This window comes from Saprospiraceae bacterium, from assembly GCA_016717265.1.
Classification (GTDB): domain Bacteria; phylum Bacteroidota; class Bacteroidia; order Chitinophagales; family Saprospiraceae; genus Vicinibacter.
The window spans coordinates 582,836-608,494 of sequence record JADKFX010000001.1 but is presented as its reverse complement, the minus strand read 5'-3'; the positions used below and the strand labels follow the sequence as shown (position 1 = coordinate 608,494).

At 33.0% G+C, this 25,659-nt stretch carries 18 protein-coding genes and 1 pseudogene; 8 read left to right on the top strand and 11 right to left on the bottom strand.

Annotation, left to right across the window (positions count from 1 at the left end; translation table 11 throughout):
* Positions 1–34 precede the first annotated feature (34 nt).
* A pseudogene (gene ftsH / locus IPO86_02390) lies at positions 35–2,019 on the top strand (ATP-dependent zinc metalloprotease FtsH).
* A gap of 277 nt (positions 2,020–2,296) precedes the next feature.
* Here ftsH and IPO86_02385 read toward each other — a convergent pair.
* Entirely contained in the window at positions 2,297–2,893 is a 597-nt protein-coding gene (locus IPO86_02385) for a DNA-3-methyladenine glycosylase (GenBank protein ID MBK9726944.1), read from the bottom strand.
* Positions 2,894–2,999: 106 nt separating this feature from the next.
* On the opposite strand from IPO86_02385, the gene IPO86_02380 reads away from it, so the two are divergent.
* From IPO86_02380 to IPO86_02365, 4 genes are all read left to right on the top strand, one after another.
* Positions 3,000–4,028 carry a hypothetical protein gene (locus IPO86_02380; GenBank protein MBK9726943.1) on the top strand — a complete coding sequence of 343 codons (1,029 nt, stop codon included), beginning with the start codon at positions 3,000–3,002 and terminating at the stop codon, positions 4,026–4,028.
* A 57-nt stretch (positions 4,029–4,085) separates the two neighbouring features.
* Positions 4,086–4,646 carry a GNAT family N-acetyltransferase gene (locus tag IPO86_02375; GenBank protein MBK9726942.1) on the top strand — a complete coding sequence of 187 codons (561 nt, stop codon included), beginning with the start codon at positions 4,086–4,088 and terminating at the stop codon, positions 4,644–4,646.
* 148 nt (positions 4,647–4,794) lie between these two features.
* Positions 4,795–5,037, top strand: a complete 243-nt coding sequence (locus tag IPO86_02370) for a T9SS type A sorting domain-containing protein (GenBank protein ID MBK9726941.1) — start codon at positions 4,795–4,797, stop codon at positions 5,035–5,037.
* Complete coding sequence (locus IPO86_02365; GenBank protein MBK9726940.1) at positions 5,007–6,545, top strand: T9SS type A sorting domain-containing protein; 1,539 nt, start codon at positions 5,007–5,009, stop codon at positions 6,543–6,545. Before IPO86_02370 ends, IPO86_02365 begins: the two co-directional genes overlap by 31 nt.
* 174 nt (positions 6,546–6,719) lie before the next feature.
* Here IPO86_02365 and IPO86_02360 read toward each other — a convergent pair whose 3' ends face one another.
* The gene (locus IPO86_02360) at positions 6,720–6,887 is read right to left on the bottom strand and encodes a hypothetical protein (GenBank protein ID MBK9726939.1); all 168 of its coding nucleotides are present in this window, start codon (positions 6,885–6,887) and stop codon (positions 6,720–6,722) included.
* A gap of 96 nt (positions 6,888–6,983) precedes the next feature.
* On the opposite strand from IPO86_02360, the gene IPO86_02355 reads away from it, so the two are divergent.
* Positions 6,984–7,148 (top strand): hypothetical protein, encoded by a 165-nt coding sequence (locus IPO86_02355; protein ID MBK9726938.1) that lies wholly within the window; start codon positions 6,984–6,986, stop codon positions 7,146–7,148.
* Positions 7,149–7,297: 149 nt separating this feature from the next.
* Here IPO86_02355 and IPO86_02350 read toward each other — a convergent pair whose 3' ends face one another.
* From IPO86_02350 to IPO86_02340, 3 genes are all read right to left on the bottom strand, one after another.
* Positions 7,298–7,528: a hypothetical protein gene (locus IPO86_02350; GenBank protein MBK9726937.1), complete on the bottom strand. Its 231-nt coding sequence runs from the start codon at positions 7,526–7,528 to the stop codon at positions 7,298–7,300.
* Positions 7,529–7,719: 191 nt separating this feature from the next.
* Positions 7,720–9,624: an asparagine synthase (glutamine-hydrolyzing) gene (asnB, locus tag IPO86_02345; GenBank protein MBK9726936.1), complete on the bottom strand. Its 1,905-nt coding sequence runs from the start codon at positions 9,622–9,624 to the stop codon at positions 7,720–7,722.
* A 246-nt stretch (positions 9,625–9,870) separates the two neighbouring features.
* Complete coding sequence (locus IPO86_02340) at positions 9,871–10,842, bottom strand: NAD-dependent epimerase/dehydratase family protein (protein ID MBK9726935.1); 972 nt, start codon at positions 10,840–10,842, stop codon at positions 9,871–9,873.
* A 376-nt stretch (positions 10,843–11,218) separates the two neighbouring features.
* Here IPO86_02340 and IPO86_02335 point away from each other — a divergent pair, with 376 nt between their 5' ends.
* Positions 11,219–15,148: a DUF839 domain-containing protein gene (locus IPO86_02335; GenBank protein MBK9726934.1), complete on the top strand. Its 3,930-nt coding sequence runs from the start codon at positions 11,219–11,221 to the stop codon at positions 15,146–15,148.
* A gap of 239 nt (positions 15,149–15,387) precedes the next feature.
* On the opposite strand, the gene IPO86_02330 is transcribed toward IPO86_02335, so the two are convergent.
* The 5 genes from IPO86_02330 to IPO86_02310 form a co-directional block, all read right to left on the bottom strand.
* Positions 15,388–15,966 (bottom strand): HD domain-containing protein, encoded by a 579-nt coding sequence (locus tag IPO86_02330; protein MBK9726933.1) that lies wholly within the window; start codon positions 15,964–15,966, stop codon positions 15,388–15,390.
* Positions 15,967–16,030: 64 nt separating this feature from the next.
* On the bottom strand, positions 16,031–17,335 hold the full coding sequence (locus tag IPO86_02325) for a DUF2236 domain-containing protein (GenBank protein MBK9726932.1): 1,305 nt from the start codon (positions 17,333–17,335) through the stop codon (positions 16,031–16,033).
* Positions 17,336–17,385: 50 nt separating this feature from the next.
* A complete protein-coding gene (locus tag IPO86_02320) occupies positions 17,386–22,548 on the bottom strand; it encodes an AAA family ATPase (protein MBK9726931.1) in 5,163 nt (1,720 codons plus the stop codon).
* Positions 22,549–22,555: 7 nt separating this feature from the next.
* On the bottom strand, positions 22,556–23,410 hold the full coding sequence (locus IPO86_02315) for a class I SAM-dependent methyltransferase (protein MBK9726930.1): 855 nt from the start codon (positions 23,408–23,410) through the stop codon (positions 22,556–22,558).
* 139 nt (positions 23,411–23,549) lie between these two features.
* Complete coding sequence (locus tag IPO86_02310; GenBank protein MBK9726929.1) at positions 23,550–24,434, bottom strand: YitT family protein; 885 nt, start codon at positions 24,432–24,434, stop codon at positions 23,550–23,552.
* A gap of 110 nt (positions 24,435–24,544) precedes the next feature.
* Between IPO86_02310 and IPO86_02305 the strand changes: the two genes are divergently transcribed.
* Positions 24,545–25,375: a formate/nitrite transporter family protein gene (locus tag IPO86_02305; protein ID MBK9726928.1), complete on the top strand. Its 831-nt coding sequence runs from the start codon at positions 24,545–24,547 to the stop codon at positions 25,373–25,375.
* A gap of 37 nt (positions 25,376–25,412) precedes the next feature.
* Here IPO86_02305 and IPO86_02300 read toward each other — a convergent pair whose 3' ends face one another.
* Positions 25,413–25,622 carry a PhnA domain-containing protein gene (locus IPO86_02300; GenBank protein ID MBK9726927.1) on the bottom strand — a complete coding sequence of 70 codons (210 nt, stop codon included), beginning with the start codon at positions 25,620–25,622 and terminating at the stop codon, positions 25,413–25,415.
* Between the last annotated feature and the right edge of the window lie 37 nt (positions 25,623–25,659).

Sequence of the window (25,659 nt, the reverse complement as noted above, 5' to 3'; positions counted from 1 at the left end):
TATTTTAATTCTATTACCGAAAATTAATAAATTTATGGAAACACCACCACCATCAAATAATAATCCTAAAAAAAGTAATGAAGGATTTAATGCATATTGGATCTATGGCATTATACTTTTAGTAATCATAGGAGTAAATTTATTTTATATGGTATCTCCTGGTAAAGGAAATATCAGCTCCCTTCGTTTTAATGAAATGGCTTCTAAAGGAGATATTGAAAAGATAGAAGTTGTCAATATGAAACAAGCCTATGTTTATCTTTCAAAAGATGCTGTAAACAGAGATGAATATAAAGATAAAATGACCTCGTCCCTGGGTGTAAGACCAAACTATTATTTTAATATAGGACCTGCAGAAAAATTTCAGGAAAAAATAGATAAGTACAATGATCAATTAACGAATAAAATAAATATTAGTTACGAAGAAAAACAAAATTGGTTAGGTCCGATACTTTCCTTTGTGGTTCCATTTTTAATAATTCTCGCAATCTGGATGTTTCTGATGCGTCGGGTAGGTGGTGGTGGTTCAGGACCAGGATCACAAATTTTTAATATTGGTAAATCAAAAGCTACCTTATTTGAAAAAATCAAAATACCAATGTAACTTTTGCTGATGTTGCAGGTTTGGAAGAAGCGAAGGAAGAAGTAATGGAAGTCGTAGATTTTCTAAAAAATCCTAAAAATATACTTCCCTTGGAGGTAAAATACCTAAAGGGGTGCTCTTAGTTGGGCCTCCGGGAACGGGTAAAACACTGCTTGCGAAAGCGGTAGCTGGCGAAGCAGGTGTACCATTTTTTACAATTTCAGGTTCTGATTTTGTTGAAATGTTTGTCGGTGTTGGTGCTTCGAGAGTCCGCGATCTATTTAGACAGGCTCGTGAAAAAGCGCCCTGTATCGTATTTATAGATGAAATTGATGCTGTGGGTAGAGCGCGTGGTAGAAATACACTACAAGGAGGAAATGATGAACGTGAAAATACACTAAACCAACTTTTAGTAGAAATGGATGGATTTAGTACAGACGCCGGAGTTATTCTAATGGCTGCAACAAACAGACCGGATGTTTTAGATTCAGCCTTGTTGCGACCAGGTCGTTTTGACCGACAAATTGGAATTGATCCTCCGGATTTAAAAGGTCGTGCAGAAATCTTTAAAGTGCATTTAAAAGTTTTAAAACTTTCTAATACCGTAACGCCTGAAGCTTTAGCTGAAATGACACCTGGTTTTGCAGGTGCAGATATTGCAAATGTTTGTAATGAAGCTGCTTTAGTCGCTGCAAGAAGAGATAAAAAGGAAATTGATATAGATGATTTCAATTATGCTTTAGATCGGGTAATCGGAGGTTTGGAAAAGAAAAATAAATTAATCTCTCCTGAAGAAAAAGAAATCATAGCATATCACGAAGCAGGTCACACCATCATTGGTTGGTATTTAAAATATGCTTCGCCTTTAGTAAAAGTTACCATTGTGCCAAGAGGTTTAGGAACCTTGGGTTATGCCCAGTATTTACCAAAGGAAGAATATATTACCCGAACAGAAGCACTTTTGGATAGAATGTGTATGACTATGGGCGGACGGGCATCAGAAAAAATAGTTTTTGATAAAATTTCAACAGGTGCTCAAAGTGATTTAGATCATGTTACAAAAATGGCATATAGCATGATCAGTGTTTTTGGATTAAATGATAAAGTTGGGAACGTTTCCTATTACGGATTATCACAAGAAGCTTTCCAAAGACCTTACAGTGATGAAACGGCAAGGATTATGGATGAAGAAGTAAGAATTGTCATAGAAGCACAATATAGCAGAGCACAAGAATTATTAAAAGAAAAAGAAATGAGTTGGAAATTATTGCACACGAATTATTGAAAAAGAAGTGTTGCATAAATCGGATGTAGAGCGATTGATTGGTCCTTCTCCTTTTCATAAAGACAAATCTTCAGAACCTGTACCGCATAGTGGTCAGCATGTTTCTGATGAAAAACCGATCGTAGAAAAAGAACCTGAAAAAGAAGTCTAATATTTATTTTTTGGTTTTACTTTGAAAATTTTATGCTTGCCTGTTTACCAGGATTTTAAGCAGCAGCTTTCATTCGTTTTTGAAATTCATTCCGGTTTTATTAATTTTTGTATTCCATAGTTTGCAAGCACAAAATAGTATTATCTAAACCGAAAACTATTTTTTTAGAATAAGGATTCGAAGGGGTATTTAAAACCATTTACTAAATCAGCATCCGTTTTATTATTGCCTTTGTTTGCATTATTCATCGTTTGCAATTTCGAATAAAACAGCTGGATTAACTCACATACGGATTCTCTTTTACATAGTACCGCCAGAGCCAGTGTGCACATTCTTCTGCATAATCTACACCAATTCGTTTTGAAATAGCAATTTGCTCTAAACTATAGTGTTTGTTTTCATCATAGATTTGAATTGCACTTTCAGCTTCATAAAATTTGGTTTCATTGAGGCGTTTATCGATTCCAAATGCTTTTGTAAGGTTTCCAGGTCCTTTTGTTAAGCTTAAATTAAACGCCGGGGTTTTTCTGCGAATTTTCATTTGTTCTATTCCATCCAAAGGTTCGATCGCACGAATTAATACAGCCTGCGCTTTCCCTTCCGTTGCAGTAACAACATTCAATAAATGATGCATACCATAACACAGATAGATATATGCATGTCCTCCATCCAAAAACATCGTTTTCGTGCGTTCTGTCTTTCGATTATTATAAGCATGACAAGCTTTATCATCGGGTGCTCTATAAGCTTCCGTTTCAACGATGATCCCGCTGCAGATTTGCCCTTCAATGTTTGTAATTAAAACTTTACCAAGTAAGTCTTTCGCTAAAAACAAGACATCCTGATTTTGAAAATAAGATTTAGGGAGCAACATAGAAACAAACATAAAAAGAGTATAAAAATAGGATTAAATTAAATATCGAACATTGAATTTGAAAACATAGGATTCGAAAAGCTTGTTTATCTTTGAAATAAAAATTTTGAAATTTATATCCTTATCGATTTTTGGCTTACTAAGTATAAGTTTGTTCTTTAATAAAGACAGGATTTTTAATTTATTTTACACAAATGAAAAAATTAAAGGAATTACTCTGGTTGCTCCGCCAAATCCATTTCCAAAAAATCCGATTGAACCAATTACAAATACAGGTGCAAATTGGATTGCATTGATTCCTTATGCGTTTTCATCCTTTGGCAAACCAGCAGTCCAATATGAACCAAACAATTGGCAGTGGTGGGGAGAACGTCCGGAAGGAATACGTGAAAGTATTCGACTTGCAAAAGAAAAAGGCATTCAAGTATTATTGAAACCGCAGGTTTACATTCATAAATCCTGGGTCGGAAGTATGGATTTTACAACGGAAGCGGATTGGCAGATTTGGGAAAAAGAATATGCAGCCTATCTAAATCAATTTATACAAATAGCGATTGAAACCCAGGTGGAAATGGTTTGCATAGCTACTGAATATAATATTGCAGTGATAAAACGAGAAGCCTTTTTTAGAAAATTAATTTCGGATATACGGAAAATCTATAAAGGTAAATTGTGCTATAGTGCGAATTGGGATCATTACCTGGAAGTGCCATTTTGGGATGCTTTAGATTATATAGGAATCAGTGCTTATTTTCCATTGACGGAGGAAAAAACGCCGGAAGTAAATTATTTGAAACAAAAATGGAAGAATTTCATTCCTGACATGGAAAAACATTCAAATAGACTCAATAAGAAGATAATTTTTACAGAATATGGGTATTTAAGTGTTGATGGAAGTGCTGGAAAGGGTTGGGAGATTGAAAAGCAAATTGAACAATATGCTATAAATCAACAAACGCAAGCCAATGCTTATGAAGCGATGTATGAATCCTTGTGGAATAAAAAATGGTGGGCTGGAGGATTTTTATGGAAGTGGTTCCCAAATGGAGAAGGGCATGAAGGATATATTGAAAAGGACTATACACCACAGGGTAAACAAGCCGAACAAATTATACAAAAATGGTATCGAAAGTAAAGGCTTTTCTTTTACCTGGATTCGTTATATAAATTGAATTCATTAAAAATTAATGGTATGCTAGAAGTAAACTTTGATCCATTTCCAGAAATTACCACGGATAAATTGTTGCTTAGAAAAATAGTAGAAACAGATGCTGATATACTATTCAGATTGCGATCCAATACTACTGTGATGCGTTATATTGATCGTCCAATGGCACAAGATGTAAATGATGTAATATTACTTATTGATAAAGTAAATGAATCTTTAATAAACAATGAGGGTATTACCTGGGCAATTTGTTTGAGAAACGAAAGCTCTATGATTGGAACTATAGGTTTTTGGAGATTTGATTTTCCAAACCATAGAACAGAAATCGGATACATGTTACTTCCGGAATATCATCGACAAGGAATTATGGATGAAGCCATCAAAGCAATTATCCATTATGGTTTTAAGACTTTGAAAATTCATTCTATTGAAGCAAATGTAAATATTGCAAATACAGCTTCCAGGAAAATTTTAGAAAAACATCATTTCGTAAAAGAAGCGCATTTTCGCGAAAATTATTATTATAATGGAGTATTTCTGGATTCTATAATTTATTGCCTTTTAGAATCGGATTATTTTAGCTAAGTGCAGGTGTTTATAATAAAAATTTAGTAATTTATAGTGTTTGAATTTTTTCCGGGCTTTAACAGATTACAAATAAATTTAAGGACTTAATAAATATGGATACCATATTATATGCAGTATACGCGAATATAAACATAACAACACTTCATTGAAAGAAGAGATTTTAATTTATCTTAACCCTTCAAATAGTAGCTTTAAAATATTTTTAATTGGAGCCAAGGAAAATAAAATATATTCTGGAAAATTAATTGAACTGAATGGTAAAATTCTCAAAGAATTTAGTTTAAGTAATACGTACGAACTTCCTATATTTGCTTTAGATCCAGGGATGTTTATCATTTCGATTAATCATAATCCTCAATGGTCAACCAAAGTTTTCATTCAAAATTAAAATTAAGCATAGCATTTATATTGCTAATTGGGATTGTGTTTGGAATGCAAGCCCAAAAGCATTTTGATTATAATTGGTTATTTGGTTATGGCACCGGGATACCAGATAGCACAAATCCATTTGGAGGAGTCATTATGTCATTTCAAAACGGTAGAATTAGCTTTATTCCTCAAGCGCGTTTATTTGAATTTAACTATCAATCAAATAGTTTTTCAAAAAATACAGGGGAACTATTATATATGTCTAATGGATGCTCAATTGCTGACAAAGATGCAGATATATTAAATGGAGGAGATTCTATCAGTTATGGCAAAGTTTGGCCTGTAGCTTGTCCAAAATATCTTCCTAGTGTTCAAGCAGGAACATTCATAAATTTTTTGAATGATTCGGATCAAATAATTTTTCTACATACAATAATAGACACCATCGGAATTGAACCTAAGGTAAATAGAAAGGCAATCCTTGAGTCAAAGATAGATTTGAGAACTAATTCGGTTTTATCAAAAAACAAAATAATTTTATATAGCAGATTGATTGGTCATGGATTTACTTCAATTCCAAACAAGGACTATTTATCTTGGTGGTTAATCGCACCTCAAAAAGATGTTAATCGTTTTTGGATTTTATTGTATACGAAAAATGGTATTGAAAAAGCATTGGATCAACAAATTGGAGTCAAAAATGATAGTATCTCAAACGGTGGGGGGCAAGGTGTTTTTTCACCAGATGGTAAAAAATATGCTATTTATACACGTTCAAATGGACTTCAAGTTTTCGATTTCGACAGAAGTACCGGTGTTCTAAGTAATTTTCATCATTATTTTTTAACTTATTCTCAAAATGTTATAAGTGGATGTTCCTTTTCTCCAAATTCACGTTTTGTATACATTAGTAATCCTACTGAAGTTTTACAAGTAGATCTTTTAGAACAAAATCCTAGTCTTTCAATAGATACTGTTGGAGTTTTTGATAACTTTTTTGATCCTTATCCTACTACTTATTTGCAAATGGCACTGGCACCAGATTGTAGAATATATATTTCAACCTACGGAGGCAATCGATATTTACATGTTATTATGGAACCTAATAAGAAAGGAAAAGAATGTAATTTAGTTAATCGTGGTTTAAAACTTCCAACACGCAATAGTTTTGCAATTCCTAATTTTCCTCATTATAGGGTAGATGATCCATATCCCTGTGATAGCACCATCTCGTTTCCACTTAATACGGCAGTTGACAATGAATATAAATTTAAAGACTTAGATATAATAATTTATCCAAATCCTGTAAGTACAGTTTTATTTATACACGACCTCAAAGGCAAAATTAATTCTCAATTTAGTTTGCGCCTAACAGATCTTAATGGAAAAGTTCTTTTAACTCAGCAATACAATTTAATCCAAGAAGAAATTAAAATTCCCATACAAGGTTTACAACCAGGCATGTTTATTATTCAAATAATAGACCAGAAAGGAAACTATTGGACTGATAAGTTTATAAAAGAATAAGATCTTTCTTTAATTTTAAATTAAAGCTATGATCTTTTAATTAAGTTTTATAGAGTATGCACTAAATGGCCTGCTGGGTTTACCATCAATCAAAAGCTTCAAATATATCTTGTAGTTTGAAAGATTGATAAAATCTTCAACATCAAATTCAGGATACATTTTGATTAGCTTAATTTATCGCAGTTCACACTGTTCCATCATTTGCAGCACTATCGTGCTCCAGCTGCCTATTTGCGGAAACGCTCTGTTATACATTGCATCTTCGGTTCCGATTCTAAATGAAATATTAGTTCCAGCATTACCAAGCGCTGGGCTTTTAATGTCGTCATCGAGTTGAATCACGTATCTAATGTCATTCCTACCTTGAATTTTCTTAATTCGGAAAACATATTGACTAATGATAAGGTAGTGAAGTTGTGAAATTCATCCATGTATACCATGAACGGAATTCGGTTTACTTCAGGAGTATCAACTCGGTTAAATGCAGCAGAAGCTATTGAGGTAATACTTAAAGCTCCAGGTATATGCTATGCATCCGCTCCTACATGTCCTTTGGATAAATTTACCAAAACAATTTTCTTTTCATCCATTGCTTTACGTTAAGACACTTCTTCTGTGTTTTCTATCAATACTCTTCTGATTGAAGTATTAATATCTAAAAATTTTGCACCTTACAAATAATTGCAATTATTTAGAATTTTTGCATCACTAATTAATGGAGCGTTTGCAGTGCTAATGAAACTATCAACTTTTTAGGTTTTGCATTCTAGACTTAGCATTGTAATATGAGATCCACTATTATATTTATTTAAGTATTCAGTATGTGTAATAGAAATTAACCTGCCTTTATTTAATTCTATTATAGGATGATAAATTCCATCTATATTATTGAAATCTGTTTTTAATGTAATATTAAATGTACTTTGCGCCTTCAATGAAAAGACAACTAGATATGCAATTAAAATATTATTCAGTTTGCTCATATTAAAAAATTGCAGGCGGAGATTATCCGCCTGTATAGATTTAAATTAATTTTTAATTAATCGTTTTGGAGTCTTTGAAATATGCACAATTATTTTTTCTAATATTTGCTCGGTGGAGATAGCATACATTCTATTAAATTGCTTTTGATTCAAGCTTATTCGTAAGAACGAAGTGCTCAGTCAAAATTGAATTAGCCACTTTTTAAACCGGACTCATGCTCTCCTTTTAAAAAAATTCGACACCACCATTCAAAACATAAAAAACTCCATATCAAAAGTCGATGATTAATTCTTTTATCACAATGTTCATGAATAATATTTTTTATAAATTCAGGCTCTATAAATTCATGACAGGCAATATTCTTACCGAGTAATAAATCTTTTACATAGGCTGCATTTTCTCCGCGATACCAGGATTCATCCGGCGAACTAAATCCTTGTTTTTTGCGGTTGACAATTTTTTCTGGTATTATATCTTTCATGGCCTGTCTTAAAACATTTTTACCATCATCAAATTCACTATATAAAGCGCGCTTATTGCCGGCTGTATTTTCATCAATCCGTTTCATATGTTCCAAATTTCCAAGCTTATAACGGATCGGAATTTTCTGCGCAAAATTTACTAATTCATTGTCTAAAAAAGGAAAGCGTTCTTCAAGTCCGTTGGCCATTGCTAATTTATCACCAACCAATAATAATCCGGGTAAAAATGTTTTGCTTTCAAAATATAAGCTATTCTGAATATGTTCTTCAGGTGTATCGTATTTTAGTTTTGAATTAAATAAAAACACCCGTTCAAAAATGCGACGGGGCGATTCAAAATCCATCTCTGCTTGAATTCTTTTTTGAAAAAGCGTAGCTTTTGATTCATCTGAAACCAATCGTTGCCAAAAACCATAATAGTTTTGAAAATATTCAGAGCGATTTAAGGATTTAAAAACTCTGTAATATCTCCAGGGATAACCTCCAAAAATCTCATCTCCACCGGTACCTTGTAAACAAACTTTTACAAATTTAGAAGCCAACCTACTAATGTAATAATTTGGATAACTCATGCCAACTTTTAGGTCTTCAAGATGCCAAACTACTTTTGGTAAACTCCATTTAATATCACCTGCATTGATGACTTGTTCGTAATGTTCGCTTTTTATAAAATTGGCGGTAATTTCTGCATCTAGTCGTTCATCAAATCCTACTTCATTGCCAAATACTTCACTCATTTCAAATCCAGCAGTAAACGTATATAAACGATTTACTTTTTGACTTGCCAATACACTTATGGAACCACTGTCCATTCCACCACTTAAATAAGATCCCACTGGAACATCCGATATCATTTGTTTTTTTACGGCACAATCCAATAAGCGCTTTGTTTCTTCAATTGAATCTTCCATACTAATTTTGGTATCCGGATTTGAAAAATCATAATCCCACCAGGAATTGTGTAAAAGTTCTTTATTCGATTCAATGCAAATTGTATTTGCAGGAGGTATCATATAAACGCCTTCAAATAAAGTTTTAAATGAAAATAAGTTTTGAAAGGTAAAGTATTCGTTCAAGGCTTCTGCTTGCACTTTCACTTTAAATTCCGGATGTACTAAAAATGCTTTAATTTCGGATGCAAAAAGCAGGGTTCTGTTATGTTGAAAATAATACAAGGGCTTTACCCCAAAACGATCTCTTGAAAGCCATAATTTTTTTTGCGGAATATTCCATGCTGCAATTGCAAACATACCATCCATTTTCTTTATAAAATCGGGTCCTTCCGAAGCCAAACCTTCACAGATTACTTCGGTATCGCAGGTACTTATAAACTGATGGCCTTTTTCTTGCAAACTAAGCTTTAAGGTTTGATAATTGTAGATGCAACCATTGAAAACCAAAACCCATTTTCCATCTTTAGAATACATAGGTTGCTTTCCATTTTCACTTAAATCTAAAATAGAAAGTCTCCGATGACCAAGTCCGATTTGACCATTATTATAATATCCTTCACCATCTGGTCCCCGATGCACTAGTTGTGATGTCATTTTCTTTAAAAGTTCTAAAGAAACTTCTCGCCCATCAAAATGAAAAATACCCGTTAATCCACACATAATTCGTAGACAAAAGTATAAGACCTTTGATCAAAAACAGTGAATCCGGTTGAAAACTAATGAAAGAATAGACATTTTAAATAAATCAATAGCTATCCTATAAATACTAAAAGTCAACTTATGACTTGATTTATTGTCTATAAAGCACATTAAAGCGCATTGATAATCAACAAACTATATTAAAATTCAATTATTTATACTATGCAAATTAGCAATTGAAGACCCTAATTCATGGAATTTAAAGTCTTAAGAAACACCAGATTCTCTCCAGGCAATCAATTTTAAGAGACCTTCTTCCAAAGAGTATTTGAATAAAAAACCTAATTCCTGTTCTGCCTTTGCTCTAGAGCCTATCCGGTTTTGTACTAATGCACGGGCATCATCTGCTGAATAAGGTTTGTACTGTACTGTTAAATTGGAATTCTTTAATTGAAGTATGGTATCACATAAAACACGAATGGAAGTTTGAACTTCAGTCCCAACATTATAAAATCCAAACTCCACATTTGAAGTAATTGCACATAAATTCGCCCTGGCTACATCTTCTACATAGATAAAATCATAGGCTTGAGAACCATCTCCATTAATAATAGGTTGCTCGTTTGCATCAATCTTATTTAGCATGATTGGAATGACACCAGTATAGGCCGCTGTTTGATCTTGATGAGGACCATAAACATTCATATATCTCAATCCAATTACTTGCAATCCATATCGATCATTATAGGCCGTGCACATTGCTTCTCCGGCAATTTTAGTAGCCCCATAAAAGTTTTTGTTATTATAAGGATGCGATTCTGTCATTGGAATCTCAACGGCATCTCCATAAACGGATGCAGAAGAAGACCAGACTAATTTTTTAATTTTATTGCGTACACAGGCCTCGAGAATATTAAACGTACCGGTGATATTCACTTCAAAAGCAGTCCTGGGATAATCTTTGCAATGCAATAACCACATTGCTGCTAAACTAATTACATAGTCTTTGTCTTTCATGGCTGCATCGAGGATGTCCAGATCCCGAATGTCGCCTCCAAATGGGAAAATGCTACACCTGGGATCTTTTAAAACCTGTTCTAAATATTCTTTTTTCCCTCTTGTAAAGTTGTCATATATTACTACTTCAGAAACTGCATGCTTAAGCAATTCTTCTACTACAAAGCTGCCTATAAATCCTGCACCTCCTATTACCAATATTTTACTGTTGTTTAACTCCATGGATGTTGGGATTTTATAAATTTAAGGTTTAAATAAATAGGATCCATTAATTTGAGCTACAAAAGTAGTTCTTTAATCCGAAATGCTTGAATTGTAAGCCAATGGATAAGATTTCCGGTAAATTTTATGTATGATTTATAATGCTTCATTTTTTAGTTTAAATTATGAATTATCATACTATAATTTCAATAGCCAGGTTTGAGTTAAAAAAATATACTTTGCAATTTATAAATAAAAACTTGTTGAATTATTATTTTTAAATTAATGATTTATAAATTATTAATTTACAATTAGGATATGATAACATAAAACAAGTATAATATTAATTTAACTTGCGAGGCAGTTTAATGATCTATGTTTGAGCAAAAATTAAATTATGAAATTAAATTTACTAATTTTTGCATTGCTATTATTAAAACTACAGGATTCCTTTTCACAACAAACCTTGTCTGTCAGAATTTCTACACCAGAGGATGATCTTGAAGAATACATTCCTGGAGCAAATCAAACAAAAATTCTTGGATCCATGGATATTGGTAGTTCAGATCTTGAACTTGGAATGGAAACAAAAGATAATGTAGATCCGATGTTAATTGGTTTGCGGTTTACAAATATAGCAATTCCTAAAGGTTCTTTAATATCCAAAGCTTACTTACAATTTACAGTAGATAACACTAATAAAAATACAGATCCATGTAATTTATTTATTTATGCAGAGTCTACTTCAAATTCAATTTCTTTCGACGGCAGTCAACCATTTAATTTATCAAAAAGAAATTTCTTCAATGATTCTGTTGAGTGGAATATTCCGGTTGGTAGCTGGACAACGATTGGTCAAAAATCGTTAGATCAACAAAGTACAGATGTATCCATTTTAATTCAAAGAATCGTTGATCAGGAAAGTTGGAATGGAGGAAATGCCTTGTCTTTATTCATTAAAGGAAGTGGCTTGAGAGAAGCTGAATCCTTTGATGGTTCACCGGCAGATGCACCACTTTTAATTATAGAATTTATCCCGGCATTAAATTTTACTCAAAGAATTCAAACGCCGGAAGATGATTTAGAAGAATATTTGCCAGCGCCTAATCAAACGAAAGTACCTGGTGCCATGGATGTTGGTAGTTCAGATTTGGAACTTGGAATGGAAACGATCAATAATGTAGATCCACAATATGTTGGCATGCGATTTACGAATATTTTAATTCCTAAAGACGCATTAATAAAATCTGCTTATATTCAGTTTACAGTCGACAATACGAATAAAAATACAGATCCAACGAATCTTCATATTTATGCTGAACAATCAGAAAATGCAAATGCATTTAATGCTAGCGATCCTTTTAATTTAACAAAACGTCCTGTATTTTCAGATTCTGTATCCTGGAATATCCCAACAGGTTCCTGGACTGTTATTGGTCAAAAATCTGTAGACCAAAAAAGTACTGATATTTCTTCCCTTGTTCAAAAACTCGTAAATCAGACTAATTGGAATTCTGGGAATGCATTGGCCTTATTTATAAAAGGTACCGGACTTAAAGAAGCTGAATCTTACGATGGATCTCCTGCCGATGCTCCGCAATTAATTATTGAATATATACCGATTGCCAAATCAATCTTTTCTATAACTACTCCAGAAGATGATCTTGAAGAATATTTACCGGGAGCAAACCAAACTAAGGTGGTAGGTTCTATGGATGCTGGAAGTTCTGATCTAGAGCTGGGTATGGAAACAAAGGATAATATTGATCCTTTATATATTGGGATGCGATTTACAAATGTCAATATTCCAAAAGAAGCAATTATTCATAAAGCGTATTTGCAATTCACGGTTGATAATACTAATAAAAATACGGATCCATGTAATTTGACTATTTGGGCTGAAAAATCTGAAAATCCTTTGTCTTATAATTCAAATGATCCGTTTAATCTGACGAAAAGACCGGTTTTCAATGATTCCATTATTTGGAATATTCCGGTTGGAAGTTGGACAGCGATAGGTCAAAAATCGACGGATCAACAAAGTGCAGATATTACATTGTTATTAAATAATATTTTAGCACAGGCAAACTGGAATCCAGGGAATCCGATTTCATTATTTATAAAAGGTTCCGGCTTAAGAGAAGCTGAATCACATGACGGTTCACCAGCAGATGCAGTTAAACTGGTGATTGAATATTTACAATCTGAAAAACCTGAACTGCCAATAACCGCCTACCCATTAAATCGCAAAGCGGATTGGTATTATTGGGATCGTGCGGAAGCACCACCAAAGGATTGGAATACTTTAAGTTTTCAAGATAAAAATTGGAATTCAGGTTCAGCACCTTTAGGTTATGGAGATCCTTTTATTGCTACAAAAATTAATTTTGGTGTAGATAATAATAATAAGATATTGACAGCGTATTTTAGAAAAAAGATTTCTATTGCAGATTCAAATTCACTAACAAATCAAATCGAATTTAATGTAAGAGCCGATGATGGTATCGTATTATATATAAACGGCGTCGAAGCATTTAGATCAAATATGCCTGGAACGGCAGTGGATTCATCTACGAAAGCAATTAAACGAATTGTAGGTAATGAAGAGCTTTATTATTATGTTCTGGATATTCCAAAATCATATTTTGTCCAGGGTAATAATATAATAGCTGCTGAAATTCATCAATGGGAAGGTTTTAGTTCTGACTTGTCATTTGATCTTCAAATACTAAATCAAAAATTTCAAAGTAATCCAACAGATCTTGGTTGTATAGGTAATAATGATCAACACATAGCCTGTTTCACGAGTTTATTACCTAGAAATCAGAATCAATCGATTGAAATCCCTTCAACACATACATTTCAGAGCATCGTTTCTGCAAATGATCCATATGTTGGAAGCAATGGAAAGGTTTCTACAAATTTTGATTTTACAGGATTTGTTCCCATTAATGGAAGCAGTACGAATGGTCACTTATCGATTAATCATGAAACAGAACCAGGAGGTGTTTCAATTTTTGATCTACAATTTAATCCTACTACAAAGCTTTGGCAAATCACGGCATCTGATGCCGTTGACTTTTCGCCGGTTGTAATGACTGCAGCAAATTGTTCTGGCACGGTAACACCCTGGAACACGATTATTACCTGTGAAGAAACAGATTTTCCGCTGGATGCAAATAATGATGGTTACAGAGATTTGGGTTGGAATGTTGAGATCGATCCTAAAACAAGATTGGTAAAAGATTATGGAAACGGACAAGAAAAATTATGGGCTTTAGGATGTATGAGCCATGAGAATGTTGTTATAAAAAATGATCGTAAAACCTTATATCAAGGAGAAGATGCTCCGGATGGAAATGTTTATAAATTTGTTGCAGATCAGGAAACTAATTTGTCAAAAGGTAAATTATATGTTTTAAAATTAGATGGTACTATTCAAAATGGAGAAGCAACAGATTCTAAAGGTGTTTGGTTAGAAGTTCCAAATTCTACAAAACAAGAACGCAATGATGTAAAATTATGGGCCAAACAAAATGGTGCTACAGCATTTGCAGGTGTGGAGGATGTAGAAATTAATCCTATTAATGGAATGCTCTATTTTGCAGTAAAAGGTTTTGGTAGAGTTTACCGATTCCTTGATGAAGGAACTACAGTAAAAGGCTTTGAAACATTTGTAGGTGGTAATTCTTACCGGATAACTTCAAATGAGAATGTAGTATCTGAAGAATGGGGTCAAGGAAATGATAATCTTACTTTTGATGATAGAGGTAATCTTTGGGTATTACAAGATGGAGGTTCTAATTTTGTTTGGGTAATTAGACCAGACCATACGCAGGCTAATCCTAAAGTGGAAATATTTATGCAAACACCTATTGGATCAGAACCTACGGGTATGACTTTTTCACCAGATTATAAATACATGTTTATTTCAATACAAGAACCTTCTTCTGCAAATTCAGTAGTATTAAAAGATGCCTCTGGTATAGATATTCGTTTTAATAAAAGTACTGCACTTGTTATAGCAAGAAAGGATAATTTGGGAATTCCGGTTTCAAGTTCTAAAGTCAATTTAGAAAAATCAAATATTTCAATCTATCCAAATCCCTTCGATTTGTATACTACGATTCAAATAGATCTAATTGAAAATTCCAATGTTGAAATTATTATCTCCAATACACAAGGTAAAACAGTTTATCATTCTGGTCGACTTGATTTGTCAACTGGAAAAAATAAGCATAAAATTACATTAATGAATACGGGTGTATATTCTGCAACTATTCTTGTAAACAACAAACAATATACCTATAAATTAGTAAAGCTTTAATCGGTTTTTGACATACCATTATTACGCTTATAAAATTTGAGCCGAACCATAAACTGTTCGGCTCTTTTTTTTTTCTTAAATAAAATTAATAATGGTTTAAATGAAAATTTAAAAATTATTACGAGCGTAATGATTCAAACAAGCGTTATATAATTCAGGGTCCAAAGAAAATATTTTCAAATGTTTTTGGAAAATAAGTACAACCCAAAAATGCATACATAAGCTCCACACACTTTTTATTAATTCCATTTCAGCATGAGTTCTTTCAAATATTTTTTCTTTTTTGGCTCCCGGTTTTTTATAGCAAACTCGGTATGGTAGCTATGATTGCTTAAAAATTTAATTTGCAATTGGTTCCAACCAACTTCGTCTTGTACCACATTATATGCCAAAAATTCTTTATAAAGGGTATCCCCGGTACTAAAAAATTTATTTGTGCCAAGATAATCCAGGTCAGCATCACATAAAATCATTTCCAGGATCGTTTTTGGTTGTTGGGGTATCTTCGTGGCCATGATAATACCATCTATGATTTTAATTTCATCCATGCTATAATCAAAATTTGGAAGAATTTCATAGGCGTATTCTACAGCCGCTTCTTCATGCCCAAAATATTGCCAGATAATACCGATATCGTGAATCAATGCAGCAGTTCTCAATAAACGAGCATCCTGTTTATTAATATTTAATCTTTTAATATATTGATTACAGACAGCCAAAACTTCCAATGTGTGATGCAAGCCATGATAGGTAAGATTGGCTGGTAAATCACTTTTTAATTTTGTGATCAGAAATAATTTTAATTTTCTGAATGACATCTGATGTTATTTATTTGATGGAATAAATTTACTTGCTAAACATATCATTTAAAAGCCAAACTACCTATTTCTTCTCTATTTCTTCGACAGGAACATCCAATTCAAAACTACCGAGATCCCACTCATTATATAAAGTAGAACTCAGAAAAAATTGTTTTTGATGGTCTAATGTACTAGAATCATTGAAGGTTTGTAAATCCCTTTTGGATAATTCGGCCAATATAATTTTAGTAACGGACTCTAATAAACTAACCTTTGGGTATTTACTAAGATGCTCCTCAAGATTAAATCTTTTGGATAGAATATAATTGATAAATCTTGTAAAAAAGCCCCCTTTAATTACAGAGTTATCATGATTAAATAGTTTTTGCCAAATTTTAAGTGAGGTAAGAAAATGTACAACTTTATCAAAAATGTTGTCCCAAATGGAAGGCTTGTGTAAACCTAAAGATTTCCATGTTCTAGGATCATCTAAAAAGTAATTGGTCAAATCTTCAAGACTATGTAAAGAAATTTTATTTTTCAATAGGTCTTTCATACTTTCCAATAAAGCATTTGTAAGTTTTGGTCCGTCGTGATTTATAACATCAGATTGACGATGAAATATTTTCTTATACTGCTCCATTCCATCTTTAAAATCTGTGACCATAAGTTCTTTACAGATACCCATAGCTTGTCCAATTTTTTGCCAGGTATGAAAAACCGCTTCTCGTTCGGCTTGCGTTAAATGGATACCCATTTGGTCTAAGCCATCTATCATTGCTAATGAAAATAAATGATTCGTAAGAGCTACATCTTCTTGATTTATAGGAATGCCTCTTATCATTTTCCAATCTTTGCCAGGTCTTTTGTCATTTAAAAGTGCAATGCGCATTCCAGCATGCATTAAACGCACTTTTTGAATGGCTTCTAATCCTGGATTTCCAGGTTTATACCAGTCGTCTGTATTTACCATAAATACAAACTGTGCGGTTTCCATAACGCGACGCGCTGCAAAATTTACGAGCAATTTAGTACTTTCAAGAACATGTCCGGGTTTTGGACACATATAACCAGTAGGCAATGCTTTAAAAAATAATAATCCGCAAAATCGATAGCCATAATTATTAAAAATATTCGCAGACAATTTAAAATATTCAAGGTCCTTATTTGTGACCTCAACAATTTCTGTAGTTTGAAAGTATTCTATTAATTCTCGTGGATATTTCTTAGGATCTAAATTATGATTCTTACTAATTAATTTCAGATCTTCAATAATTTCACTGTTATTCTTGTTTTCCCATAATAATTTAGCTGCGCGATCTGCAATAGGATCTCCGGTTAAACGCATTTCATCCAGAAAAGCATCGGTCCATTTAGTTTCTGTCATAAATTAATTGGTTTTTATTGTTTATAAAGTTTGAATTTTACGAGTATAGCTTAAATTATTTCGTCGGGAGTATTAATAAAATACATATCAATATCCTCTTTGTATTTTACTTTAATTTTTCCGCGATGTAAACATTCAAATCTGTTTTTAATAAGCTCAAAAGTGGTATTTGAAATGTTGATTTTACCAGGTTCACTCACACTTTGCATTCTGGATGCAGTATTTACAGAGTCTCCCCAAATATCATATGCAAATTTATTTAAACCGACCACTCCGGCGACTACAGGACCGGTATGTATTCCGATTCGAATATTGCAAAAAGGCAATCCATTTTCATCCCGGTAGGCATTGTATGTTTTTACAAATTGACGTATTTCAAGTGCCGCTTTTATAGCATTTACTGCATGTTCTTCATTGAATCTGGGTAAACCACTTACGCACATATAGGCATCGCCCATAGTTTTTATTTTTTCAATATTGTGTTTTTCAATAATCTGATCGAAGGCTTTATAATGATGATCTACGATTTCTACGATTTCTTCTGGTGTCAGTTTCTCAGACATCATTGTAAATTTTTCAAAATCCGTAAACATGATGGTCACACTTTCGTGACGTCTTGGTTTAGAATTGCCATTTGATTTTAATTCTTCAGCGATTTCTTCTGGAAGAATGTTTAACAAAAGGGAATCCGTTTTATGTTTTTCTTGTTCAAGTTCTATTTTTTGTTTTTCAATTGTAGATGTTCTTTCAATAACTTTTTGTTCAAGATTTTGATAGAGTTGCGCATTTTCAATTGAGACAGCCATTTGACCACTCAGTAAGTTTAGGATTTCTAATCGGTTTCTGGTAAATACATGGGTACTAACATCATTATCTAAATATAAGATGGCAGTCATTTGACCTTTACTTAAAATGGGCATGCATAATACAGATTTGCTTGTCAAAGCTTGTAAGTCATGGTCGCCTGCATACAAAAGGTCTAATTTGACATCATCAACTATGACCGTTTCTTTCGTATTGTTTACTTTTCTAACAATAGCCCGGGAAACAGATTTTACGTCTTCAATAGGGTATGACTTAATTTCGCAGGTATTTCCATTGATTAGTTTACTGTTAGCATCCAAATAAATCTTATTATTCCGAATTCTAAATAGATAACCATTTTGCGCACCTGCATTTTCGATTACGATAAGGAGTAATTTTTCTAATAATTTTTCCAATACTACTTCGCCAGATAAGGAGGATGCTGCGCGCAAAACACTTTGTAGATCTAATGAAGATGAACTAATCCCTTTTTTAGAACTTTCTTTTGATGAACTGGTGCTTTCCAAAAATGTGAATTTCTTAAGCAAGGCATTGACTTTCTTTTTTGCACCCCATTGCTGATATTCAATAAGTGCTAAATGTAAATTGCGTTCTGCTTGTTCCGTTTCTTTTAAGCGGAAATTCATAAAAGCCATGCGTTCATATATAGCTGCAGACATATATTTCATCTCTGCATTTTGAGAGGACTTAAGGGCCTGGATATAAAAACTTCTGGCTTCACTTATTTTATTGTTTAATAAATATTGTTCAGCAAGGGCTAACAGATATTTGGATTCATAGTTGGATGGAGATTCTTTCGCCCATAGTTTCAGAAGTGCAAATGCATTTTTAAATCGTTTAAGTTGCTTGTTGTCAATTTGTGTACCATTTAATTGTAATGCCAGAGTAGATAAGGTGGTAAATACAAAATGCTCTCCCCATTCTGGTAATCCTAAAACAGAAGCCAATATGGGTTCTGCCTTTTCTGAATATTTGCAGGAACTTTCATAATCTGCCAGGATATAATTATAAATGGATTTTGCAATACAATAATTTACAAGAGGCAAATACAATTTGTTATCAACTGTTAGTTTTTCAATATAGTTGAGTTGGTCACTTTCTTTTAGAAATTCTCCAAACACCATTTCGGTGGGTGTAATATCGAGAAGATCTACAATAACACGAGCCCAAGGCATCATTTGATGCAATGAAATTATGGAATGAATTTTATTTGCAAATTGAATATACCCTAATAATTTTTCATACACCCGGTTAAGGTCATCGCCCATTATAAATTGACTCCTGTTTACAAACGTTACGGCATATCCAGCATAAATAATATCATTGGACTCTACACCAACATGATGTGCTTCCCGTAGATTTTGCAAATAGCTATGAAATGGAAGTTTCCAATGTGCGACACAACCATCAGAAATAACTAAAACTTTAGAACGTAAACTTTTGTCTTTAAATTTATCATTGAGCGCCATTCCCAATTTGGCAAATTCGTAACCTGCTGTATAATCTTTCAGCTGGGCGCTAATAACATAGCCATAAAATGCATATGCTAAGGCAGATTCAATAGAGTTTCCATACCGAATGGATAAATTGACCATTCGCAAAATTTTGAATGCCAGTAAATTTTGCTTTTGTAATAAGTAGACGGGACCCCAAAGATTCATCAGTATTTTCATGACAAGAATCTTTTCGGGTGATTCCATATTTTTATTATTTAGCAAATCTGAAGTGGATTTGTTTCGCAATAAAAACTTTACCGTCAAAAGTTCTTTCATTACATGCAATGCGTTTGCATTTAATGGTAAATGGATGCCAAGTAATTTCAAACCTTGCTGGGCAGCTTCCAATGCTTTTTCATGTCGTTGTGTATTTTCATATAAGGCCATTTTACGACATAAAATATCTGCTTTATTTATTTTCGAATTAGAATTAATTAATGCCTGATTAAATAAATCTTCAGAAGCTTTAAAATTTCCTAAAATATATTCACTTTCAGATCTACCAATTAAGAGATCTTTGAAAATCTCTGGATCCTTATCCTGATCAATCAAATCCATACCAATAGCAAAATGATTTAAAGCTGGACGAATAGCATTATTTCTGAAGGCTTTTTTTGCAGCGCGTAGATTTAAAGAAGCAAGTTCTTTCTTTTCAGTTGGAGAGATAATAAGTTCTCTGCCTGCATTGATATGATTGAGTACATCAAATAAGTTTTCTTCGAATTCTTCATTAGACATTTTTGACAATAAGGTCCGTCCAATTTTTAAATGGGTAGCATTGCGGTCTTTTTCTTCAATCATAGCATACGCCGCCTGCTGTATTCTATCATGTTGAAAGCGAAAAGGAAAATTAGTATTTGATTTTTCAGTTAAAATCATTTCATTCCAGAGTACGTCCTGATGATATTTTACCCATTTACCAATGGGATTAATAAAATCAGCGTTTACATTTTCCCATAGCAAATCTGCTAATTCATTTTCTGATCTTTCTGAAATAATTGCTAATGTTTCCAGGTCAAATGTGTTTCCAATACAAGCTGCTAAACTTATTGCTTCCTGTGCCGGACCTGATAATTTTTTTAACTTCGATAAAATTAAATCCACTACATAGTCTGTTAATTCTAAACTATTGATAGATTTTAAATCCCACATCCAGCTTAAAATATCCCGATCAAAGTATATCCGTTTTTCATCTACAAGTTTTTCCATAAATTGTTTTACAAAAAATGGATTTCCTCTGGTTTTTGTCATTACTAAATCGGATAAACCTTGAGTATTCTTCACATTTAAATGCAATGAATCTGCAATTAAATCATTGACATCTTTAGCCGTTATAGGGGAAAGTTTCAGGGTGTGAATTCGATTCGATATTTCTTTTTTAAGTGCATGTATGGTCATTATAAGCGGATGTGATTCATCCACTTCGTTATCGCGAAAAGCTCCAATTAAGAGAATATTTTTCAATTGGCTATTCATGATAGCACTAATTAAATCAAGGGATCCGGAATCTGCCCATTGTAAGTCGTCTACAAATATGACCAGCGGTTTTTCTGCATGATCCAAGATCGCCAGGAACTGAATAAAGGCATTAAAAAATCGTTTTTTACCTTCCACAGGTCCGATTTCATATACTTTTGCTTGTGTTCCAATAAGTTTTTCCAATTCTGGTATGACTCCGATAAGTAAGGATGCATTTTCACCCAGAGTTTGCTCAATTGCTTGTTTCCAAATCTGAATTTGTTCATCTTGTTCAGATAACATTTGGGATAATAATTCATTGAATGCAATTCCAAAAGCGCTATATGGATTTTCACGATTAAACTGATCAAATTTACCATTGATAAAATAAGCATTACATTCCAAAACAGGTTTTCGGATTTCATTTATCAGTCTGGTTTTTCCAATTCCGGAATATCCTGTAACCAAAAATAACTCAATTGGATTTTGTTTAATATGCTCCCAGGTATTCAGGAGTTGATTGAGTTCATTTTTACGGCCATACATTTTTTCTGATAAGGTAAAAATGCTGGAATGATCTTTCATACCAAGCGCAAATGAATCTATGGTACCATTTAATTGCCATTTGCGAATACACTGTTCAAGATCTTCGACGATGCCTTCTTCACTTTGATAACGATCTTCTGCATTTTTGGACATGAGTTTCATGACCACATCATTTACAGGTGCAGGTAGATTTTGTTTTATTGTTTTAGGTTCAACCGGATTTTTAGCAATGTGCGCATGAATTAATTCCAGAGAATCTGTATAATTAAATGGTTTTCTCCAACATAATAATTGATAAAAAATCACTCCTAAAGAATAGTAATCTGCTCTATAATCTACAGTTCTTCCGATTCTACCTGTTTGTTCTGGTGCGATATGCCAGAGTGGACCATAATAATTAAATTCCGAACTAAACTCTGGTCTTTCACGAGTAAGCTTCGTTGCTGAGCCAAGAGAACATATTTTTAATTCATGCGTTTCTGGAGAAATAAGAATATTTTCTAATGTAAATTCTTTTACGATAATTTTTTTATTGTGTAACTCTTTTAATAAACTTGTTAATCGAATAGCTAGTTGTAGAAAAAGAGGAACACTAAATTCTTTATTTAATAAATATTTTTCTAAAGGGATACCATCAAAATATTCTTTATAAATTACAAAACCGGTGTTGGTACGAACCATCTCATAGGATTTGAGTGTACCCGTTGTTGATAAACTTTGGGTTAACTCAAAATCATTTTTGAGATATACCATATCATCCAAAGTAGGGTAAATTTCTTTTAGTACCTGTGCCAGTATTTTGTTTTCAAAACCTGGCGGAGATACTTCGTAAAATTTACAAGAATAGGTCTCGAATTTTGGATTTTGTGGAAGTTCAAATTTTGACATAATGTGTCTATATTTTGATAAATTTAAGGACTCTATAGTCCCAAAGTCCTTGTTTTAAGCTTTTATATTGGTAATAAGTAGACCAAACATTTGTCCCCTGGATTTGATTTCTTAGACCGAAAAGTGATAAAAATCCATGACAAATTAAACCTGGGTAAAAACACCAATAAAGTCGTTTAGCAGACCTTTGGATTGCAGAGGTAATGGTATTATTTTCTACAAGTTTAAGGCCAAATTGTGCTGCCTGGTCAATAAAACTACCAGAATATTCAAAAGAAGGTACTGCCCAGGAATTCGCCCAATTTAATAATAAAGTTTCTGCTTCCGGTGGATGTTGATTTTTTGATTTAAAAAAATCGGCTACGACAAGTCTACCGCCTGTTTTTAAAAGCCTGGAAGCTTCTAACAGAAAATCAGATTTCGGGTTTGCATGGCAGATGCTTTCAATTCCGAAAATGCCATCAAAAAATCCATCCTGAAAATTTGTATTGCAATAATTTTGAACAGTGAACTGTGTAATCCCCATTTTCATTTTTTGAGCTGATTTTTGTGTAGCTGTAGATATCTGTTTTTCGCTGAGGCTAATGCCATAAACTTCGCAGTCTATTTTAGAAGCTGCATACATGGAGGAGCCGCCAATTCCACAACCTGCATCGAGGTAACGCTCTCCTGAATTTAAATTTAAAACACTAAAAACATAATCATTCATGTTTTTTAAAGCATCCCGAAGGAGCTTTGTATCTTCTTTCCAATAGCCATAATGCATAGCGGATTGTTCATTGAGATGCCATAACAAGCGATAATCCCCTTCACAATCATCGTAGTAATTAATAATATCTTGATGTGTAATCTTATGATCCATAATAGTCTAAAAAATAGGACTTACTTTAAAGTTTGGTAAATATAATAAATTCGGATAGAACACAATTATATACAATGCCTGTAAAGCCTGAGAACTGATTCCAGGAGGGAAAAAGTTCTTTTAAATACGAAAAACGCGATTACCGGCGGATCTTTTGCTTAATAACACCGCCTTTTACTTCTTTTATACTTGAGATATACAGAAAAGCATTTGGATCTATATCCATAATTGCCGTTTTGATGCGATGGATTTCCAAACGGGTAATTATTGTGACGATGATATCACAATCGTGTTTGATTTCAAAATTGCCAGGAAGGTAACCGCGCTCTCCTTTATAAACAGAAATCGCTTTATCAAAATCATTTACTATACAAGATTTAATTTCTTCAAATTTTGGAGAAATAATGGTCATCGCAGTATATTCTTCAAATCCATCTACTATATAGTCAGATGTTTTCATGGCAGTAAAGTAAGTTAAGATAGAATACATCCCGACTTCAAGTCCAAAGCTATAAGCTGCCGTTAAAATTATTGCAGAATTTATAAACATGACAATTTCACTAGTCGAAAAGCCCCATTTTTTATTAGTATAATCTGCGATTACCTCCATTCCATCAATAACTCCACCTGCTTTAATTACAAAACCAATTCCTAAACCAATAAAAAAACCACCGAAAAGTGCAATTAAAACTTTATCTTTTGTGATCGGTTCTATATGCAAAAATTGAATGGTAATCACTAATAAGATAATTGCCATAAAGGTTTGAATGGCAAATGTTTTTCCAATTTTATGATAGCCAATATAGATGAACGGAAGATTTAATACTATCAATAAAATAGAAATATCTATATGAAATAATTCATGAAACAGAATAGACAATCCGGTAACACCTCCATCCAGAAATCGATTTGGAATCATAAATCCTTTAAAGGCAATCGCTGCAAAAAAGACTCCCAAGCACATAAAAAGTAAGGAATGAAATGCAAAGATCCTTTTCCAGTCGATTCTATCTGTATGGGTCATTATTAATTAGAATTTGGATTCAAAATTCATGTAAATTTAAGTTTGAATTCTAAATATGTTGTATAGTTTCCGTATTAATTAAAATATGCATAAATTTTCAAAGCGGTGTTATGAAAGAAATCTTTGGTTTTGATGCGTTTTCTCCTAATGAAATTGCTGCGAGAATAGAATCTGTCGGTGTTGTAAAGGCAAGGCTACCAATTTTGTCGATGATTATGCTTGGGGTATTAGCTGGTGTCTTTATTGGATTAGGAGCAATGTTTTATGTTTTGGTAAGTTCAGATTTAAATTTAAGTTTTGGAATTGCAAGATTGCTTGGAGGCTTGGTGTTTTCATTGGGCTTAATACTTGTAATTGTGGCTGGTGCTGAATTGTTTACCGGCAATAATTTGCTTGTAATGGCCTGGGCAGATGGTAAATTAACAATCGGAGAAGTATTTCGGAATTGGATTATCATTTGTTTATCCAATTTTTTAGGGGCTAGCGGATTAGCAATCCTGGTTTATGTATCGAAACATTCAGATATGAATGGTGGGGAAGTAGCGTTAAATTACATAAAAATTGCCTCCGTAAAATGTACAATTTCTTTTCAACAGGCTTTTTTTAGTGGCATATTGTGTAATATTTTCGTTTGTCTGGCAGTTTGGATGGCGCAGGCTGGTAGAAGTATCATTGATAAAGTTATTGTTATTGTCTTTCCTGTTTCTGCATTTGTAGCTTGTGGATTCGAACATAGTATTGCAAATATGTATATAGTTCCAATGGCTATACTTTTAAAAACGCAACATACAGGTGTTTTGAATGTAGAATTTATTAGTTGGATAGGTTTTATAAAAAATCTAGTAGCTGTTATTTTAGGAAACCTGATTGGAGGTAGTGTTTTTGTAGCAATGATTTATTATGTTATTTATGGCCGACCATTAAAAACTAAAAGAAAATAATAAATTACATGAAATTTTAACGCAACCTTTGGTTGTTTTACTTCTTTTTTAAATAACAGGTTTTTAAAACAAGCACACTTCCTTCAACCTTTCCTTCAATAGCTTCTGCATCCTCTTTCAGTCTTATATTTTTTACTACTGTAGCTCTTTTAAGATCTTTGGTAAATTCTTTTACTTTTAGATTTTGAATTAGTATTATAGAATCTCCAGCTTGTAAGATGTTACCATTATTATCTTTAACTTCCATCGTTTGATTTCAGATTAATATTAAAAAATTGAAACGC

Bases quoted from the DNA above. Each gene is read 5' to 3' on its own strand.
- IPO86_02385 (MBK9726944.1), bottom strand. From the start codon at position 2,893: ATGTTGCTCCCTAAATCTTATTTTCAAAATCAGGATGTCTTGTTTTTA.
- IPO86_02375 (MBK9726942.1), top strand. From the start codon at position 4,086: ATGCTAGAAGTAAACTTTGATCCATTTCCAGAAATTACCACGGATAAA.
- IPO86_02365 (MBK9726940.1), top strand. From the start codon at position 5,007: ATGGTCAACCAAAGTTTTCATTCAAAATTAAAATTAAGCATAGCATTT.
- IPO86_02355 (MBK9726938.1), top strand. From the start codon at position 6,984: ATGAACGGAATTCGGTTTACTTCAGGAGTATCAACTCGGTTAAATGCA.
- IPO86_02350 (MBK9726937.1), bottom strand. From the start codon at position 7,528: ATGAGCAAACTGAATAATATTTTAATTGCATATCTAGTTGTCTTTTCA.
- asnB (MBK9726936.1), bottom strand. From the start codon at position 9,624: ATGTGTGGATTAACGGGTATTTTTCATTTTGATGGGCGAGAAGTTTCT.
- IPO86_02340 (MBK9726935.1), bottom strand. From the start codon at position 10,842: ATGGAGTTAAACAACAGTAAAATATTGGTAATAGGAGGTGCAGGATTT.
- IPO86_02335 (MBK9726934.1), top strand. From the start codon at position 11,219: ATGAAATTAAATTTACTAATTTTTGCATTGCTATTATTAAAACTACAG.
- IPO86_02330 (MBK9726933.1), bottom strand. From the start codon at position 15,966: ATGTCATTCAGAAAATTAAAATTATTTCTGATCACAAAATTAAAAAGT.
- IPO86_02325 (MBK9726932.1), bottom strand. From the start codon at position 17,335: ATGACAGAAACTAAATGGACCGATGCTTTTCTGGATGAAATGCGTTTA.
- IPO86_02320 (MBK9726931.1), bottom strand. From the start codon at position 22,548: ATGTCAAAATTTGAACTTCCACAAAATCCAAAATTCGAGACCTATTCT.
- IPO86_02315 (MBK9726930.1), bottom strand. From the start codon at position 23,410: ATGGATCATAAGATTACACATCAAGATATTATTAATTACTACGATGAT.
- IPO86_02310 (MBK9726929.1), bottom strand. From the start codon at position 24,434: ATGACCCATACAGATAGAATCGACTGGAAAAGGATCTTTGCATTTCAT.
- IPO86_02305 (MBK9726928.1), top strand. From the start codon at position 24,545: ATGAAAGAAATCTTTGGTTTTGATGCGTTTTCTCCTAATGAAATTGCT.
- IPO86_02300 (MBK9726927.1), bottom strand. From the start codon at position 25,622: ATGGAAGTTAAAGATAATAATGGTAACATCTTACAAGCTGGAGATTCT.